This is a genomic window from Pseudomonas sp. IPO3778, assembly GCF_013386825.1.
Classification (GTDB): domain Bacteria; phylum Pseudomonadota; class Gammaproteobacteria; order Pseudomonadales; family Pseudomonadaceae; genus Aquipseudomonas.
In genome coordinates, this window is the sequence record NZ_JACARC010000037.1 from 182,715 (window position 1) to 200,867 (window position 18,153).

The following is an 18,153-nucleotide window of genomic DNA, read 5'->3' on the forward strand; positions in this document are numbered from 1 at the left end:
GGAAATGACTTTATTGGAAAATAATTTCCATATCAACCTGTTTTAGAATTTTATTCTATTTTTCATCATAGGTGCTCAACCGCCGGCATTTCCACCACCTGCCCGCGCTCGGAACTGAGGCGCGCCGCGTCCAGTACACGGGTGGTTTCCAGCGCATCCCGGGCATCCACCGGCAACGGCCCATGGCCTTCCACCGCATTTTGCAGCTGACTGTAGAACTGATTCCAGCGGCCCTTCTCCGACGGCACACGCTCGCGTTGTTCACCCTGCTCGAACCAGCCCCAACGTCGGTGCTCTTCAGCGCCCCAGTGCTCGCCCTCGGTCTTCGGGGTCTTGCCGGCCATCAGCAATTCTTCCTGGCCATCCAGCCCTTCTACGGTGTAACAACCCGCCGTGCCATTGACCCGGAAACGCGGCGCCTGGCTGTTCTGCAAGGCACTGCCCCACAGGTGGGAAATCACCCCATTGGTGTGGGTCATGGACACGAAAAAACCGTGATCCACCGTAGGCTCCTGCGGGGTGTAGTGCAATTGTGCGAACACCCGTTCCACCGGGCCGAACAACTGCATGGCCTGGTCCACCAGGTGGCTGCCCAGGTCACGCAGGAACCCGCCGCCGCTGGCATTGCCCACGGAGCCTGGATTGTAGCGCTCCACACGGGATTCAAAACGGGTGACAGTGCCCAGGGCACCGGCGTCGATCAGCTTGCGCAGGGTCAGGAAGTCCGAGTCCCAGCGCCGGTTCTGGTAGACGCTGAGCAACACGCCCTGGCGTTCGGCAGCCGTGATCAAGGCCTGGGCCTGTTCGGTATTGCTGGCGAAGGGTTTGTCGCTGACCACCGCCACGCCGTGTTCGATGGCTTCCAATACCAGGGCCGGACGGCCCTTGAGGGTGGTGGAGATCACCAACGCATCGACGCCCGCCTCGACGATCTGGCCGATGGTGTCGAACGCTTTGACGCCGGGATGCTCAGCCGCCAATTGCTGGCGGCGCTCGGGTGAACGCGTCACCACGCCTACAAAGGTTGCCCCCGGCAGGCTCGCAATCAGGGGTGCATGAAAAACCCGGCCACCTTTGCCGTATCCAACCAGTCCGATTCGCATACAAATACTCCTTGGTTAATGGTGGCGAGGGAGCTTGCTCCCGCTCGGCTGCGTAGCAGTCGCAAGCTTTTGGGGGCGCTTCGCACCCCAGCGGGAGCAAGCTCCCTCGCCACAGAGCAAGCCGCAACGATCTAACAGCACAGCTCGCGGGTAACCCGCTCCAGCATCATCCGGTTGGACTCATCCGGCCGGTCTTCCCAGGCAAACACCGACACCGTGGCGATGCCGTCGAACTTGATTTCCCGCAGGGTGCCGAAAAACGCGTCCCAGTTCACCTCGCCCTGGCCGATGTCCAGGTGCTGGTGCACGGTGGCGGTAACGCCCGGCGGGTTGACGATGTAGCGCAGGTTAGATGACGCCCGGTGGTTGTAGGTGTCGGCGATGATCAAGTGGCTGAGCTTGGAGCCTGCGTACTTGAGCATCGAGGCGATATCGCCCTTGCCGTCGTCATAGAAGAAGGTGTGCGGCGCGGCGTAGAGGTAGTTGATCCAGTCGCGGTCGAGGCCGCGAATGATGTCCACCGACTCGTTGTTGCGCTCGCAAAAATCGTACGGGTGCGCCTGGATATCCAGCTTGACGCCTTCGCGTTCGAACTCCGGCATCAGCTCATCCATGGAGCGCATGAACTGGTTTTCGCACACCAGCGGGTTGTCGGACTGGCCGGTGAACTCGGTGTTGACCAGTTCGCAGTCCATTTCCACGGCGATCTGGATCGCACGCTTCCAGTTACGCACGGCGGCCACCCGCAGGCCTTCGTCGGCGGCGGCCCAGTGGTACATGGGCAGCAGGGAGGACAGTTGCACACCGGCGTCGCTCAAGGCCTTGCGAAATTCCTTGATGCGCGCCCGGTCGACCCGAGCTGCCTTGTAGAACGGCAGGAAGTCTTCCCGGGGCGAGAGTTCGATGTGCTGGTAGCCGAGCTCGGCAGCCTTGTCGACCATTTGGCCGAGGGGCAGGTGGCGGTACATGTAGGGGTCTAATGCGATACGCATGCTTGAGATCTCCCGAATTTGATGTAGGAACCCGATCAAATGTGGGAGCTGGCTTGCCTGCGATAGCGGTGTATCAGGCGACAGTCTTGTTGAATGTGCCGCCGTCATCGCAGGCAAGCCAGCTCCCACACTGATCGGGTTCCTCCAGTGGAATAGGTGTCAGCCGTAGAAAGGTGGACGGGGTGGCAGGCCTACTTTCACAATTTGCCCGCTGTTCTGCGCCTCGATGCACGCATCCGCCGCCACCGCTGCCGCAAAACCATCCCAGGCCGACGGCCCGCCGACCTGCCCTGCCCTCACACCATCGATAAATGCCTGCAACTCGACGTCATAGGCGGCGATAAAGCGGTCCTTCCAATCCATCAAAATGGCGTTCGACAGCTTGGCCCCGCTGCGCATCTGCACCTGGGACGGTTCCGGCAGTTTCGCAATACCGGTCTCCCCCACCACTTCACACTGAATGTCGTAGCCGTACTGGCAGTTCACAAACACTTCCACATCGATGCGCGTGCCCTTGGCGGTTTCCAGCAGCACGATCTGTGGGTCACGCAGGTGCGCCAGGGCTTTGCCCGATTTGCGCGGGAACACCACCTGCACCGACACGTAGTCATCGGCCAGCAACCAGCGCAATACATCCAACTCGTGGATCAAGGTGTCGGTAATCGCCATGTCAGTCTTGTAGTTCTCACCCACCGTCGGGTTGCGGTGTGCGCAGTGCAGCATCAACGGCTCGCCGATCTGGCCGCTGTCGATCACGGCTTTCAAGGCGCGGTAGCCCTGGTCATAGGGGCGCATGAAGCCCACTTGCACCAGGCGCTTGCCGTGGGCCACTTCGGCCTCGACGATCTTGCGGCAGCCTTCGGCCGTCACGGCCAGGGGCTTCTCGCAGAACACCGGTTTGCCGGCCGCAATCGCCGCCAGCACGAACTCTTCGTGGCTCGGGCCCCAGGAGGTCACCAGGATCGCTTCGACTTGCGGCGAGTTGATCAGCGCGTGGCCGTCCGGGTACACCTCGGCGGTGAGTTTCAGGTCGGCAACGACCTTGGCAGCCTGCGCAAGGTTGATGTCGGTGACGGCCACCACCTGGCTGTTGAGCAAGGTCTGGCTGCAACGACGAATGTGATCCTGGCCGATGGCGCCAGTACCGATAACACCCAACTTCAAAGACATGGAAACACTCCTCTTGTTATTAGTACTGCCGGGCCTTGGCCAGGCGTTCATTGAGTTGTTTGGCCACCGCATCGGTGCGCGCGCTGGTGGACACCTGCGCCACACCGACGCGCCACCACGACAGGTATTTGTGGATCATGGTTTTGGGCAGAACCTTGATATCAATCAGCGTCGACACGGTTTGCGTGCGGGCGTCGGCCAGCGCCGCCTGCAGTTGCTCCACGGTGTTGACCTTGTAGGTCTTGCAGCCATAGGCCGCCGCGCTCATGGCGAAGTCCACCGGCACAAAACCGCCGTCGAGCTTGCCGGTTTCAGGATTACGGAAGCGGAACTCGGTGCCGAAGCTGTCCATGCCGTGTTCCATCTGCAGGTTGTTGATGCAGCCGAACGTCATGTTGTCCAGCAGCACCACGTTGATCTTGCGCCGCTCCTGGATCGAGGTGGCCAGCTCCGAGTGCAGCATCATGTAGGAGCCATCCCCCACCAGGGCGTACACCTCGCGCTCAGGCTCGGCCAACTTGACGCCCAATGCGGCGTTGACCTCATAACCCATGCACGAATAGCCGTACTCGACGTGGTAAGTATTGACGCCCTTGCTGCGCCAGCTGCGCTGCAAGTCACCCGGCAGGCTGCCGGCGGCGGCAACGATGATCGCGTCGTCGGCCAGGGTTTCATTGAGCACACCGAGTACGCGGCTTTGGGTCAGGCAGGAGCCGGTCAGTTCGATGAATTCCCGCAGCACCGCCGGGTCCATGTGGTCGTTGATTTCCGGGACGAAGTTTTCGCTCTGGTAGTCAGCCTGGTAGATGCGGTCGACCTCGACGTCCAACTGCGCCTTGGCATCCCGAGGCTGATCGCCCCAGCTGGAGCGATAGTCACCCAGGGCTTCAGCCAGCGCTTCCAGGCCCACCTTGGCATCCGCCAGCACTTGCACGGCGTCCAGTTTCAGCACATCGCACGGGCTGATATTGAGGTTGAGAAACCGCACCTCGGGGTGCTTGAACAGAGACTTGGACGAGGTGGTGAAGTCGGTGTAGCGCGTGCCGATGCCGATAATCAGGTCGGCTTCCGGCGCCAACAGGTTCGCCGCCAGGCAGCCGGTTTCACCCAGGCCGCCGAGGTTCAGCGGATGGCTGGACACCACCGCGCTCTTGCCCGCCTGGGTTTCCGCGAAAGGAATGTCGAAGCGTTCGGCAAAGGCTCGCAGCGCTTCATTCGCGCCGGAGTATTTGACCCCGCCGCCGCACACGATCAGCGGTTTGCGCTTGCCTTTGAACGCCGCCACGGCATCGCCCAGCATCGCTTCGGTGGCCGGACGACGGTCGATACGGTGCACGCGTTTTTGCAGGAAGTAATCCGGGTAGTCCCACGCCTCGCCCTGCACATCCTGCGGCAAGGCCAGGGTCACCGCGCCGGTTTCGGCAGGGTCGGTGAGCACGCGCATGGCGTGGATCGCCGCGGTCATCAACTGTTCCGGGCGGTTGATGCGGTCCCAGTATTTGCTGACCGAACGAAAGGCGTCGTTGGTGCTGATGCTCAAGTCGTGGAACTGCTCGATCTGTTGCAGCACCGGGTCCGGCTGGCGGCTGGCGTAGACATCGCCGGGCAACAGCAGCAACGGAATACGGTTGGCGGTGGCAGTGGCGGCAGCGGTCAACATATTCGCCGCGCCCGGCCCTACCGAAGAGGTGCAGGCGTAGATCTTGCGGCGCAGGTGCTGCTTGGCAAAACCAATCGCCGCGTGGGCCATGCCCTGTTCGTTGCGGCCCTGGTGCACCACCAGGTCGCCGCTGTCCTGCTCCAGGGCCTGGCCCAGGCCCAGCACATTACCGTGGCCGAAAATCGTGAACATGCCGGCGACGAACTTGCTCTGCACACCGTCGACTTCGATGTATTGGTTATCCAGAAACTTCACCAGGGCCTGGGCCATGGTCAATCGGGTTGTGGTCATGAGGTGCCCCTTATCGTTTCTGCAGGTGGGCCATGCTCGCCCCCAGTGCCTGCTTGATGTCCGCCAGGCCGTGCACGCTTTCGGCAAACGGTTCGAACGACAGGTGGCCGCTGTAGCCGGTGCTGAGCAAGGTGTCGATCTGGGCCGCATTGCCAAGAATGTCAGCCTCGCCCACCAGCACGCGGTGGCCGTCGCGGATCGAGTTCAGCGGCGCGTCGGCGTCTTCCACACCGGAGATGTGCACCAGCCCGGTCAGCTCGGGGAAGAACTCATGTTCACTGGCCAGGTGGTGGTGGAAGGTGTCGTGCACCACGCGGAACACATCCAGCCCGCCAATGGCCTTGATCGCATCCACTGCCACGCGCTTGCGGCGCAGGGAGCATTCTTCAAAGCCCAGGGGTTCGACAAAACCGAGAATCCCGTATTCCCGCAGGATCGGCGCCAGTTCGCTCAACGCGGTGCGCAGACCGGCCGCGCGCTGGGCTTCGTTGCGTGAGTCGGCGCGGTCGTTCAGCGGGCACATCACCAACGCCTGCGCACCGCATTCGCGGGCATAGGCGGCCAGCTTGATCGCCTGGGCGCGGCGCTCGTCGTTCCACACATCGAACGGGTACAGCGCGTTGATCGACAGCACGGTGATGCCGTGCACCGCGCACAATTCGCGCACGCGGCTGGCGGGGGTGCCGTCTTCAATCTCGATGCCCTTGAGGTCGTTGCGGATCTCGATGGCGTCGCATTTCAAGGTCACCGCCAGTTGGATAAAGTCCGGCAGGGAAAGGCTGGGGGCGACCATGCGGTTCAGGGCAAAACGTAGAGGCGACTTCATTATTGTTGTGCTCCACACTCGAAAAAGTTACTTGGCGGTTGGCATGCTGAATTCAGGGCCCTTGGCGATGCTGTCGGGCCAGCGTTGCATGACGCTTTTGTAGCGGCTGTAGAAACGAATGCCTTCTTCGCCGTAGGCATGGTGGTCGCCAAACAGCGAGCGCTTCCAGCCGCCAAACGAATGCCAGGCCATGGGCACCGGAATCGGCACGTTGATGCCGACCATGCCCACCTTGATGGTGCGGGCAAACGCGCGGGCAATGCCGCCGTCGCTGGTAAAGCACGACACGCCGTTGCCGAACTCATGGGCGTTGATCAAGGCCACGGCGCTGGCAAAATCCGCCACCCGCACGATGCCCAGCACCGGCCCGAAGATCTCTTGCTGGTAGATGCTCATTTCGGTGGTGACGTTATCGAACAAGGTCGCACCGACGAAGAAACCACCCTCCGCCCCCGGCACCTTGAAGCCACGGCCATCCACAATCAGCTTCGCGCCCTGGGCCACGCCCTGGTCGATAAAGCCTTCAACCTTGGCCTTGTGTTCAGCGGTGACCAATGGGCCCATCTCGCTGTCTTTCTGCATGCCGTTGCCGACCTTCAACTGGTCAATGCGCGGCAGCAGTTTTTCGATCAGCTTGTCGCCGACATCACCCACCACCACCGCAATCGAGATCGCCATGCAACGCTCGCCGGCCGAGCCGTAGGCCGCACCGATCAAGGCGTCGGCCGCCTGGTCCAGGTCAGCATCCGGCATCACGATCATATGGTTCTTGGCGCCGCCCAAGGCCTGCACCCGCTTGCCACGCTGGGTCGCCTGCTGGTGGATGTACTCGGCAATCGGTGTGGAGCCGACAAACGAAATCGCCTCGATGTCCGGGTGCTGCAACAGGCCGTCCACCGCGCTCTTGTCGCCCTGCACCACGTTGAACACGCCGTCGGGCAGCCCGGCTTCGGTCAACAGGCGGGCCATCAGCACACTGGCGGACGGGTCGCGCTCGGACGGTTTGAGGATGAAGCAGTTACCGGTGGCCAGCGCCAGCGGGATCATCCACAGCGGCACCATCACCGGAAAGTTGAACGGGGTGATGCCGGCGCACACGCCCAGGGGCTGGCGCAGGTTCCAGTTGTCGATGCCACCGCCGATGTTGTCGCTGAAATCGGTTTTCAACAGGTTCGGCGCGCCACAGGCGTACTCGACAATCTCGATGCCGCGGGTCACTTCACCCTTGGCATCGGAGAACACCTTGCCGTGCTCACGGCTGATGATTTCGGCCAACTCGTCGTGGTGCTGGTCGAGCAGTTCCTTGAACTTGAACAGCACCCGCGAACGGCGCAGGGACGATTGCTCGGACCACGCCGGAAAGGCTTTCAGTGCCGACGCCACGGCCTCATCGACGGTCTTCTGGCTGGCCAGCCCGACACGGGCCTGGACTTCGCCGGTGGCCGGGTTGAACACCGGGCTGAAACGCTCGCTGCCGCTGTCCTGCACCTGGCCGTTGATGTAGTGGCCGATTACCTGGGCGTTGCTCATTATTGTTCTCCGTCGGAAAGGCTTAAAGATCCAGCAGCCAGCTGTGCTGCGGGTCGTTATGGAAATGCCAGGCGCGCTTGGGGCCGGCCATCACGTTCAAGTAGTAGGACTCGTAGCCATACGGCACGCTGACCGGGTGATACCCCTTGGGCACCACCACCAGGTCGCTGTTTTCCACGGCCATGGCCTGGTCGATGCTGCGGTCGTCGGTGTAGACGCGCTGGAACACAAAGCCCTGTGGCGGGTTGATCTGGTGGTAATAGGTTTCTTCGAGAAAGCTCTGGTGCGGCAAATCGTCGGTGTCGTGCTTGTGGGGCGGGTAGCTCGACGAGTGACCGGACGGCGTACGCACCTCCACCACCAGCAGCGAATGGGCGGGCTCGCTGTCGGGCAGGATGTCGCACACGTAGCGGGTGTTGGCGCCCTTGCCGCGGACGCTGCGCTTGCATTGTTCGGGGCGGATCAACCGTGGCGCCAGACCGGCCTCGGTGGAACCGGGAGCGGCGCAGACAGCAATTTGCACGTCGCTCAGCGCAGTGACCTGGGCGTCGGTGCCCGGTGGCAGGTAGGCGGCGAACGGGGATTTGTCTTCGAACACCGAGTGGCGATCGCCGAGGTTTTCCCACTTGAAGCCTTCGCCCTGAATCGTCACCCGGCCGCTGAGCAACACCAGGCACAGCTCTTTATCACCGGCGGTGACGGGCAAGGTTTCGCCGAGGCTCAAGCGGTAGGCAGAGAAGCCCACGTACTCCAGGCGCCCTTCTTCCAGTGCGACCATGGTTTGCCCGCGTTTGCTGCTTTTGACCAACAGGCTCATTGTCCAATCCTCTCGCTCAACAGTGCGCGCAGGGTGTCGTAGCCCTTCTTCGCATAGATGTAGCTCGGCGCCACCGCCGGATCCTGCTCGGCCTCCACCACCAGCCAGCCGTGGTAGTTGGCGGCCAGCAGCACGTCCAGCAGCGCGGCGAAGTCGATATCACCGTCGCCCGGCACGGTGAAGGTGCCGTTGACGATGCAGTCCGGGAAGCTCCACATCTGGTTGCGCGCCAGTTGCACCACCGGCTTGCGCACGTCCTTGAAGTGCACGTGGCAGATGCGGTCGATGTGTTTGCGCAGCACCTCGATGGGTTCGCCGCCGCCCATATAGCAGTGGCCCGAATCGAACAGCAGGCCGACTTCGGGGCCGGTGCGGCGCATCAGTTGATCGATGTCTTCCGGGGATTCGACGTAGGCGCCCATATGGTGGTGGTACGCCAGGCGCACGCCCTGGGACAGGGTGAAACGCGCCAGTTCAGTGAGCTTGTCGGCGTAGGCCTGCCAGGCCTGTTCACTGTGGAAACGCGGGCGTTCCATCAGGCGTACCGGCGAACCCTGGATCGAGTCGGCGACTTCGCCGTACACCAGCACACTGGCGCCGTTTTCCCGCAGCAGTTCGACGTGGCCGGCGATGGCCTCGATTTCTTCCGCCACCGAGCGCCGGGCCAGGCGGCTGGAGTACCAGCCGGAGACCAGGGCCAGGTCATACGGGCGCAGTACATCGCCCACGCCTTTGGCGTCCTTGGGGAACTTGCCGTTGAGTTCGAAGCCTTCGTAGCCGATGGCCTTGCCTTCGCTGAGGGCTGTGCTCAACGGCGTTTCGCCGCCCAGGGCCGGCAGGTCGTCGTTGCTCCAGGAGATCGGGTTGATGCCAATTCGGATAGCGGGCATGGCTGCACCTATTATTGTTTTCTAACTTAAGGCGGGTGAGATCTGCTTTATGTGGGAGCTGGCTTGCCTGCGATGCGGGCGACTCGGTCTAACAGGTGTACCGAGGTGATGCCATCGCAGGCAAGCCAGCTCCCACATTTGATTGCATTCCAGTCAACGACCGGTGTTTAACGTCGAGAACTGCGCCAGGCATTAATCAGTTGTTCGAATATGCCCTGGGCTTGTTGAATCAACCCCTCATCGTCAATCTCCCCCGCCAGCCAGGCGCGGCTTGGCTCCTGGAAGATCGTGCGGCCCACGGCGAAACCACGACAGGTCTGGCTGTGGCTGGCTTGCCGGAAGCCATCCGCCAGGCATTCGGCGGAAGCGTTCAGGCCCAGCAGCACCACGCCCCGGCAGTAGGGATCGCGTTCCTGGATCAGTTCGTCGAGCTTTTTCCAGTCTTCGGCCGATTGCGCTTCAATCTTCCACCACGCCGGGTAGATGCCCAGGTTGTACAGGCGCTTGAGGCTGCGATACAGCACGTCGGGGTAGGTGGACGGGTGATCCTTGGGCGGCACGATTTCCAGCAGCAGCTCATGGCCGCTGACCAGGGACGCCTGGTACAGGCTCTTGAGTTGCGCTTCCTGCTCCAGGCGCAGCAGCGGTTCGTCGTCGGGGTGGAATTGCACCAGGCACTTGATGATCTGTTCCTGGGGCCAGGCAATCAGGTTGCTGCCCACCGAGCGACCGTGCTCAAAGACCAAGGGCCGTGAGTTCTGCACTTCCACCGGGCGGGCGATCCACCAGCCGCGACCGCTGGCAGCGTTCAGCGCGTCCTGGCCGAAGCGTTGGTCGGCCAGAATCCCGACATCAGCCTCGATGCCCTGCTCCGCCAGTTTGCGTTCAACCCGTTCCACGGCCTGGATAAACAGTTGCTTGAGGGCGCTGATGCGCGCCGGGTCCTGGCCGCCTTTTTGTGCCAGTTCCACCAGCTGCCAGCGGTGGTCGAAGGCAAACACAAACAGCTGTTTCCAGACTTTGCGCGGCACACTGACCTGGTGCAGGCGTTGCAGCACTGCGTCCTGGTCCGGGCGGGTAATCGGCACCGGGCTGTTGAACAGGTAATCGAGTTCGGCCTTGGTCGGCATGGCCGGTGCGCAGGCATGGCGGGACACCACCAGGCCGCCGCAGGCATTGGCCAGCTGGCAGCAACGCTCGTCGCTGGCATCGATCAGCCAGCCGCTGAGGAAGCCGGACATAAAGGCATCACCGGCGCCCAAGACGTTGAGCACTTCCACCCGCACACCGGGGTAGATGGCACCGTCTTCGAGGCGGGCCGGGATGTCGCCGTGGATCACCGTGCAGCCTTGCGGGCCGAGCTTGACCACCAGGGTGGCCGAGGTCAGGCCGCGCACGGTACGCAGCGCGGTGAGCAAATCTTCGCTGCCACCGGCAATCAGGAATTCTTCTTCGGTGCCGACGATCAGGTCAAACCGCGGGAGGATTTTTTGCACGTGCTGGCTGACATTCTGGTCGGCCACAAACCGGGTCTCACCGTCGGCCTTGCCGGCCAGGCCCCAGAGCACCGGGCGGTAGTCGATGTCGAGCACGCGTTTGACGTGGTGCTTCTCGGCATAGTCCAGCGCCTGGATGCTGGCCTTGTACACGCCGTCGGTGGAGAAGTGAGTGCCGGTGATCAGCAGCGCCTTGCTGGAGGCAATAAAGGCTTCGCTGATGTCTTCGGCGCGCAGGGCCATGTCGGCACAGTTTTCGCGGTAGAACACCAGCGGGAAGGTTTCGCGGTCCTTGAGGCCCAGCAGCACCAGGGCGGTGAGGCGTTCCGGGTCAACCTTGATGCCGCTGACATCACAGCCTTCACGGGCCAGGGACTCCAGCAGGAAACGTCCCATATGGTCGTCCCCCACCCGGCTCAACATCGCCGACCGCAGCCCCAGCCGCGCCGTACCGAAGGCGATGTTGGCGGAGGAACCGCCGAGGTACTTGGCGAAGCTTGAGACATCCTCCAGCCGTGCACCCACTTGTTGTGCGTAAAGGTCGACGCCCAGGCGTCCCAGGCAAATCAGATCCAATTGACGCCCACTGGCAAAACGAGTCTGGCCCATGCTGGCTCCTGTTATTTTTATCAGCCTGCGTGTGCCGTCGTGGTGGCGGCATACGCTCTTGGTGCAAGCAGACTAGAACGTCTGGCGGCACCAATCAATATTTATTCTATAAATATTTTTTGTGGAATATATTTTCCAATACGCCACCATCGGGGTGTTCCAGCCACGGTGCATCGTTTCACCTGCACCGTGGGGCGGGATGCCGAGGTATTTTTTTGCGCCTACCCTGTAGACTTGCGCACATCGACTTATTGTCAGGGGCGGCTCACCGCGCCCTATAAGAACAAGCCAGAAGGATTCCCTATGTCCCAGAGCGCCCCGGAAGACGCACTCGCCAGCCCGCCGATCAACGCCGAGCGGCTGCTGCAGCTGATCACCGATGAATACGAGAGCCTGCCGCGCCAGCTCAAACGCATCGCCAGCTACATGAGCCAGCAGAGCGACCGGATCATGGTCGACCGCATCAGCGACATCGCCCGTGAATGCGAAGTGCACCCGTCGGCCATCGTGCGGTTTTCCCAGCGTTTCGGTTTCAGTGGCTTCAGTGAGATGCAGGCGTTGTTCCGCGAGGCCTACACCCACAAGACCACACCAGTGCAGAACTACCAGCAACGCATCCGCAGCATGATCGCCAACAAGTCGCAGAAAGCCAGCGGCGGCGACCTGGCGCGTGAGTGCGTGAATGCCACCCTGTCCGGCATCGAGCGCCTGGGGCTGGAGCTGGACGACGTGGCCTTCGACAAGGCCGTAGACCTGGTGGTGAACGCCGACAACATCTACGTGGTGGGCGTGCGCCGTTCATTCGCCGTGGCGGATTACCTGGTGTACAACCTGCAGCACACCAACAAGCGCATTCACCTGGTCTCGGGGTTGGGCGGCAGCTATCGCGAGCAGATGCGCAGTGTGCGGGCCAATGACCTGGTGATCGCCATCAGCTTTACGCCGTACGGCAAGGAAACCCAGCACTGCCTGCGGATTGCCCAGCATCATCAGGCCAAGACGCTGATCATTACCGACAGCAACCTGTCGCCCCTGGCCAAGCGGGCGAGCACGGTGTTGCTGGTGAATGAAGGGTCGTCGTTTGCGTTCAGGTCACTGAGTGCGACGCTGTGCCTGTGCCAGGCGTTGTTCATTGCCGTGGCGTATCGGCTGGAGTTGAAGGTCGACGAGATTCATGAGCAGGTGGGGTTCGACGACTGACTAATAACTTTCAGCCATCAGATATCCAATGTGGGAGCTGGCTTGCTGTGGCGAGGGGGCTTGTCCCCCGTCGGGTTCACCATAGATTGATGGGGCTGCTTCGCAGCCCAACGCGGGGCAAGCCCGCTCGCCACAGCAAGCCAGCTCCCACATTTTTGACCGCGTTCATTTGGGGTTAGCGCAGTGCCCGGCGCAACACCTTGCCCACCGTTGTCTTGGGCAACTCTTCAGTACGAAACTCCACAAACCGCGGCACCTTGTACCCCGTCAAATATTCCCGGCAATGGGCCAGAATCTGCTCCTGGGTCAAACTCGGGTCCTTGCGCACCACGATGATCTTCACCCGCTCCCCGGTCACGCCGTCTTCAACCCCAATCGCCGCCACTTCGCCGACGCCCGGGTGCAGCGCCACCACGTCTTCGATCTCGTTGGGGTACACGTTGAACCCGGACACCAGGATCATGTCCTTCTTGCGGTCCACCAGGCGAATGAAGCCTTGCTCGTTCATCACCCCGATATCCCCGGTGGACAGCCAGCCGTCGGCGTCCAGGACCTCGGCCGTTTCCGCCGGGCGTTTCCAGTAACCCTGCATCACCTGCGGCCCGCGCACTTGCAGCTCGCCCTGCTCCCCCAGTTCCGCCAGCTCACCGTCCTCACGGACAAACCGCACCCAGGTGGACGGCAGCGGCACGCCGATGCTGCCGGTGAATTCCATTTCGCGCATGCGTGAGATGTCGATGGGGCTGATGCTGACTACCGGCGAGCATTCGGTGAGGCCGTAGCCTTCGATGATCGGCAAGCCGGTGACTTCCTTCCAGCGCTTGGCCACGGCGGTGTGGGTGGCCATGCCGCCGGCGATCACCATGCGCAGCTCGGAGAAATCCCGGGCGCAGAATTCCTGGTTTTCCAGCAAGCCGTTGAACAGCGTATTCACCCCTGCAATCCCGTTGAAACGCTCCTTGCGCAGGATCATCTGCACCCGTTTCACATCCCGCGGGTTGGCGATCAGGATGTTGCGCCCGCCCAGGCACATAAACATCAGGCAGTTCACCGTCAGGGAAAAGATGTGGTACAGCGGCAGCAAGGTGACGTTGGTTTCCTGCTGGTGCTGATCCAGTTGGTCACCGACCCACGCCTTGGCCTGCAACAGGTTGGCGATGATGTTGCGATGGCTGAGCATCACGCCCTTGGCGTCGCCGGTGGTGCCGCCGGTGTATTGCAGGAAGGCCAGGTCTTCGCGGTTCATCGGCACCGCCAGGTGGGTCTGCCCGCGCCCCTGTTTCAGCACCTGGTTGAAGCGCACCGCACCCGGCAGGTTGAAGCGCGGTACCTGCTTTTGCACGCTGCGCAGGATGAAGTTCATCGCCGCGCCCTTGAACGTACCGAGCAGGTCGCCGATGGCCGCAATCACCACACGTTTTACGGTGCTGGCAGCGACCACCTTCTCCAGGGTATGAGCGAAGTTTTCGAAGATCACGATCGTCTCCGCCTCGCTGTCCTTGAGCAGGTGTTGCAGCTCCCGGGCGGTGTACAGCGGGTTGACGTTGACCACCACCGCCCCCGCCAGGATCGTGCCCAGCAGGCAGATCGGGTACTGCAAGCAGTTGGGCATCATCAACGCCACCCGGTCACCCTTTTTCACGCCCTGGGCCTGCAGCCAGGCCGCGAAGGCGAGGCCCTGCACCTCCCAGTCGGCATAGGTCATTTCGGTGCCGATGCTGACGTAGGCCACGCGATCGCGGAACGTGTGCAAGTGCTCCAGGAACACCTCGCGCAACGACGGGTACGCCTCGATGCCGGCGTCGATGTCGGCCGGCACGCCGGGCAGGTAAGCGTTCAACCAGAGGCGTTCAGTCTGTTCCAGGCTTACAGCGTTCATGGCAGTCTCCTTGTTGTTTTTAGAGTGGGAACTACTTTTCGACGATAGCGGTAATGCCCAGCCCACCCGCCGCGCAGATCGAAATCAAGCCACGCCCGCCGCCCCGCTGATGGATGGCCTTGGCCAGCGCCGCCAGTTGCCGGCCACCGGTGGCCGCGAACGGGTGGCCACAGCCGAGAGAGCCACCGTTGACGTTCATCTTGGCGCGGTCGATGCTGCCCAGCGGCGCGTCGAGGCCCAGGCGGTCGCGGCAGTAATCCGGGTCTTCCCAGGCCTTGAGGGTGCACAGCACCTGGGCGGCGAAGGCTTCGTGGATTTCGAACAGATCAAAGTCGGCGAACGTCAGGCCTTCGCGCTGGAGCATGCGCGGCACGGCGTAGGCCGGGGCCATCAGCAGGCCTTCGGTGCCGTCGACAAAATTCACTGCTGCGGTTTCACCGGTTCTTAAATAGGCCAATACCGGCAGGCCACGTTCGGCGGCCCACGCTTCGCTGGCCAGCAGCACCACCGAGGCGCCATCGGTCAGGGGCGTGGAATTGCCGGCGGTCAGCGTGCCGTTCTGGCGGTCGTAGGCCGGGGACAGCCCGGCGAGTTTCTCCAGGCTGGCGTCGGCCCGCAGGTTGTTGTCCCGGGCCAGGCCGCGATACGGGCTGATCAAATCGTCGAAAAAACCCTGCTTGAACGCCGCGTCCAGCCGCTGGTGGCTGGCGAGGGTCAGCTCGTCCTGGGCCAGGCGCTTGATCTGCCAGCGCTTGGCCATTTCTTCGCAGTGCTCGCCCATGGACAAGCCGGTGCGCGGCTCGCCATTGCGCGGCAGCAGCGGCTTGAAAAACATCGACGGGCGTACGCTCATCAAGGCCTTCAACTTGGCAGCGCTGCCCTTGGCGCGGTTGGCGGCGAGCAAGGTACGGCGCAGGGATTCGTTGATACCAATGGGCGCGTCGGACGTGGTGTCGGCGCCGCCGGCAATGCCCGCTTCAATCTGGCCGAGCGCGATCTTGTTCGCCACCAACAACGCCGCTTCCAGGCCGGTGCCGCAGGCTTGTTGCAGGTCGTAGGCCGGGGTTTCGGGGGACAGCGTGGTGGACAGCAGGCTTTCCCGGGCCAGGTTGAAATCCCGGGAATGCTTGATCACCGCACCGGCGGCAAACTCCCCCAGGCGCAGGCCGTGAAGGCTGTAGCGGTCCACCAGGCCTTGCAGGGCGGCGACCAGCAAATCCTGGTTGCTGTCGTGGGCGTACACGGTGTTGGAGCGGGCGAACGGAATGCGGTTACCGCCAATAATCGCCACGCGGCGGGTCGGGGCCGGGTTGAAGCTGTAGTCACTCATCGAGGGTTCTCATTCCAGATAAACAGCCCGCGCATATGGGGTTTGTCACCGGCGAAATTGCGCACTTCAAACTCACGGCGCGGGCCGGTGGGCGGGACGTTCCACAGGGCCACCTGGCCGGGCAGGAAAATCGGCAATTTGAAGTCGCAATGGGCTTGGGCCTGTTCCAGTCCACCCGGCGGTTGCTGGGCGGCCAGGGCCCGGCCCAGGGTCCACATGCCGTGGGCGATGGCCCGGCGAAAACCGAACAGTCTGGCGCCAATCACCGAGGTGTGAATCGGGTTGAAATCCCCCGAGACCTTGGCAAACCGGCGCCCCAGATCGGCGGGCAGCACCCAGCGCTGGGTGCGCAGCAAACCCTCTTCCTGCAAGGGCAGCACGTCGTCCCACGGCTCGCCGACCGGGGTGTTTACGTCACGCCGCAAGTACAGGCTGTCGCTCTCCCACACCAGGGTGCCTGCGCTGTAGGCACGGGTGGCGATGCTCAGGGCCTGGCCCTTGGGATGGGCGACCCAGCGCTCGCAATACACTTCCAGGCGCAAGGCCTGGCCCTCCTTGAGGCGTTGGTGCTGACGAATGCGATTGGCCAGATGCACCATGCCGCTGGCCGGGTACGGAAAGCTCGGGCGAGTCAGCAGCATCAGGTGCAACGGAAACGCCAACACATGGGGATAGGACAGCGGCACGCCCTGCTCCCGTCGAAAACCACAGGCCCGAGCGTAGGCGGCGATCCCCTGGGCAGACAGCTCAACCGCCGACCGCACCAGGCGTTCTTTGGGCAGCGTCGGTGCGCCTTCCACCTTGGGTTTGCGCAGGGCCAATACACCGTCCAGCAGCAGGCGCGAACGCGAGGGCGGCGGGTCAATAATCTGCGTCACATAGTCCATGGGTCAGGCTCCCAACAGGCTTTGGCCGCAGACCCGCACCACCTGGCCGTTGACCCCGCCGGACGCCGGATGGGCCAGCCAGGCGATGGTTTCTGCCACGTCGATGGGCTGCCCGCCCTGGGACATGGAGTTCATCCGCCGCCCCGCTTCGCGGATCATCAGCGGGATCTTCGCGGTCATCTGGGTTTCGATAAACCCGGGCGCCACGGCATTCACGGTCACTTGCTGCGCCGCCGCTAGCGGTGCCAGGCCTTGCACCAGGCCAATCACACCGGCCTTGGAGGTGGCGTAATTGCTTTGCCCGAGGTTGCCGGCGATGCCGGAAATCGACGACACACACACAATCCGCCCGCCCGGCTTCAGGCCCTGGCTTTCCAGCAGCGTGGTGCTCAGGTGCAACGGTGCTTCCAGGTTGACCGCCAATACGTTGCGCCACGCGGCTTCGGTCATCTTGGCGATGGTTTTGTCGCGGGTGATCCCGGCGTTATGCACCACCACGTCGAAGGCGCCGTGTTGGCCGACATGGGCCTGCAACTGTTGCGCGGCATCAGGGGCGGTGATGTCCAGTGCCAGCGCGGTACCACCGACACTGCTCGCCGCCTGTTGCAAGGACTCCTGGGCCTGAGGCACGTCCACGCAGACCACTTGCGCACCGTCCCGGGCCAGCACCTGGGCGATCGCCAGGCCGATGCCACGGGAAGCGCCGGTGACCAGGGCGCGGCGGCCGCTGAGGGGCTTGTCCCAATTGATCTCGGCTGGGGTGTCTACCGGCGTTTCGAGGCGCACCACCTGCCCTGAGACATAGGCCGAGCGCCGCGACAGGAAAAACCGCAGGCTGCTTTCCAGTGCCCCCTCGGCACCCGGTGCGACGTAGATCAACTGGACGGTGATCGCCCGGCGCAATTCCTTGGCCAGTGAGCGTACCAGGCCTTCAAGGGCACGTTGGGCAATGGCCTGGGGCAAGTCCTTGCACAGTTCCGGCGCAGTGCCGAGCACCACCACCCGGGCGTGTTGGCCCAGGCGCTTGGCGTTGGCGTGGAAGAATCCGTAGAGCTCGTCCAGTTGCTTGAGGTCGGCGATGGCACTGGCGTCGAACACCGCGCCCTGGACCTTGACCGTGGAAGGCGCCTTGAGGGTCGCGGCCGTGGCTGTCACTGTGTCGGTGGCGGTGAAGATGCGCTGGATTTCCGCCCCCAGGCGCCCTGCTCCGGCGAGGATTACCGGGTTGGCCAGGCCTTGTTGGCCGCTGCGGTGGCGTTGCAGCGTCAGGGGTTGGGGCAGGCCGGCAGTGCGGGCCAGCCAGGCTCCCCAAGGGGAATTGACGAAAGAAAGGTAGCTGTCACTCATGGATAAACTCACTCACAACACGGTGTTGCCATGGAAACCCGGTCCCCTGTGGGAGCTGGCTTGCCTGCGATGGCATCGCCTCGGTGTAACGGATACACCGCGGCGTCTGCATCGCAGGCAAGCCAG

General features: G+C 62.9%; 14 protein-coding genes. 1 reads left to right on the forward strand and 13 read right to left on the reverse strand.

What is annotated here, in order from left to right:
* Window positions 1-65 precede the first annotated feature (65 nt).
* The 9 genes from HX855_RS19175 to iolC form a co-directional block, all read right to left on the reverse strand.
* Complete coding sequence (locus HX855_RS19175; protein WP_177088249.1) at window positions 66-1,103, reverse strand: Gfo/Idh/MocA family protein; 1,038 nt, start codon at window positions 1,101-1,103, stop codon at window positions 66-68.
* Between the two features lie 131 nt (window positions 1,104-1,234).
* On the reverse strand, window positions 1,235-2,095 hold the full coding sequence (locus HX855_RS19180; protein WP_177088251.1) for a sugar phosphate isomerase/epimerase family protein: 861 nt from the start codon (window positions 2,093-2,095) through the stop codon (window positions 1,235-1,237).
* Between the two features lie 159 nt (window positions 2,096-2,254).
* Window positions 2,255-3,265 carry a Gfo/Idh/MocA family protein gene (locus tag HX855_RS19185; protein ID WP_177088253.1) on the reverse strand — a complete coding sequence of 337 codons (1,011 nt, stop codon included), beginning with the start codon at window positions 3,263-3,265 and terminating at the stop codon, window positions 2,255-2,257.
* Between the two features lie 19 nt (window positions 3,266-3,284).
* Window positions 3,285-5,216 carry a 3D-(3,5/4)-trihydroxycyclohexane-1,2-dione acylhydrolase (decyclizing) gene (iolD, locus tag HX855_RS19190; protein ID WP_177088255.1) on the reverse strand — a complete coding sequence of 644 codons (1,932 nt, stop codon included), beginning with the start codon at window positions 5,214-5,216 and terminating at the stop codon, window positions 3,285-3,287.
* 10 nt (window positions 5,217-5,226) lie between these two features.
* Window positions 5,227-6,042 (reverse strand): TIM barrel protein, encoded by an 816-nt coding sequence (locus tag HX855_RS19195; RefSeq protein WP_177088257.1) that lies wholly within the window; start codon window positions 6,040-6,042, stop codon window positions 5,227-5,229.
* Window positions 6,043-6,069: 27 nt separating this feature from the next.
* Window positions 6,070-7,572, reverse strand: coding sequence for a CoA-acylating methylmalonate-semialdehyde dehydrogenase (locus HX855_RS19200; protein ID WP_177088259.1), 1,503 nt, complete (start codon window positions 7,570-7,572; stop codon window positions 6,070-6,072).
* A gap of 22 nt (window positions 7,573-7,594) precedes the next feature.
* A complete protein-coding gene (gene iolB, locus HX855_RS19205) occupies window positions 7,595-8,389 on the reverse strand; it encodes a 5-deoxy-glucuronate isomerase (protein WP_177088261.1) in 795 nt (264 codons plus the stop codon).
* A complete protein-coding gene (gene iolE / locus HX855_RS19210; RefSeq protein WP_177088263.1) occupies window positions 8,386-9,279 on the reverse strand; it encodes a myo-inosose-2 dehydratase in 894 nt (297 codons plus the stop codon). Before iolE ends, iolB begins: the two co-directional genes overlap by 4 nt.
* A 167-nt stretch (window positions 9,280-9,446) precedes the next feature.
* A complete protein-coding gene (gene iolC, locus HX855_RS19215; protein WP_177088265.1) occupies window positions 9,447-11,384 on the reverse strand; it encodes a 5-dehydro-2-deoxygluconokinase in 1,938 nt (645 codons plus the stop codon).
* A 303-nt stretch (window positions 11,385-11,687) separates the two neighbouring features.
* On the opposite strand from iolC, the gene HX855_RS19220 reads away from it, so the two are divergent.
* Entirely contained in the window at window positions 11,688-12,584 is an 897-nt protein-coding gene (locus HX855_RS19220; protein WP_010173178.1) for a MurR/RpiR family transcriptional regulator, read from the forward strand.
* A 175-nt stretch (window positions 12,585-12,759) separates the two neighbouring features.
* Here the strand turns inward: HX855_RS19220 and HX855_RS19225 are convergent, their stop codons facing one another.
* Genes HX855_RS19225 through HX855_RS19240 form a run of 4 tightly spaced genes read right to left on the reverse strand, consistent with a single transcriptional unit; the run spans window position 12,760 to window position 18,027 of the window.
* On the reverse strand, window positions 12,760-14,463 hold the full coding sequence (locus HX855_RS19225) for an AMP-binding protein (protein WP_177088267.1): 1,704 nt from the start codon (window positions 14,461-14,463) through the stop codon (window positions 12,760-12,762).
* A gap of 31 nt (window positions 14,464-14,494) precedes the next feature.
* Complete coding sequence (locus tag HX855_RS19230; RefSeq protein ID WP_177088269.1) at window positions 14,495-15,793, reverse strand: acetyl-CoA C-acetyltransferase; 1,299 nt, start codon at window positions 15,791-15,793, stop codon at window positions 14,495-14,497.
* On the reverse strand, window positions 15,790-16,680 hold the full coding sequence (locus HX855_RS19235) for a MaoC/PaaZ C-terminal domain-containing protein (protein ID WP_177088271.1): 891 nt from the start codon (window positions 16,678-16,680) through the stop codon (window positions 15,790-15,792). The genes HX855_RS19230 and HX855_RS19235 overlap by 4 nt, the downstream gene beginning before the upstream one ends.
* A gap of 3 nt (window positions 16,681-16,683) precedes the next feature.
* The gene (locus tag HX855_RS19240; protein WP_177088273.1) at window positions 16,684-18,027 is read right to left on the reverse strand and encodes a 3-oxoacyl-ACP reductase; all 1,344 of its coding nucleotides are present in this window, start codon (window positions 18,025-18,027) and stop codon (window positions 16,684-16,686) included.
* Window positions 18,028-18,153: the final 126 nt, after the last annotated feature.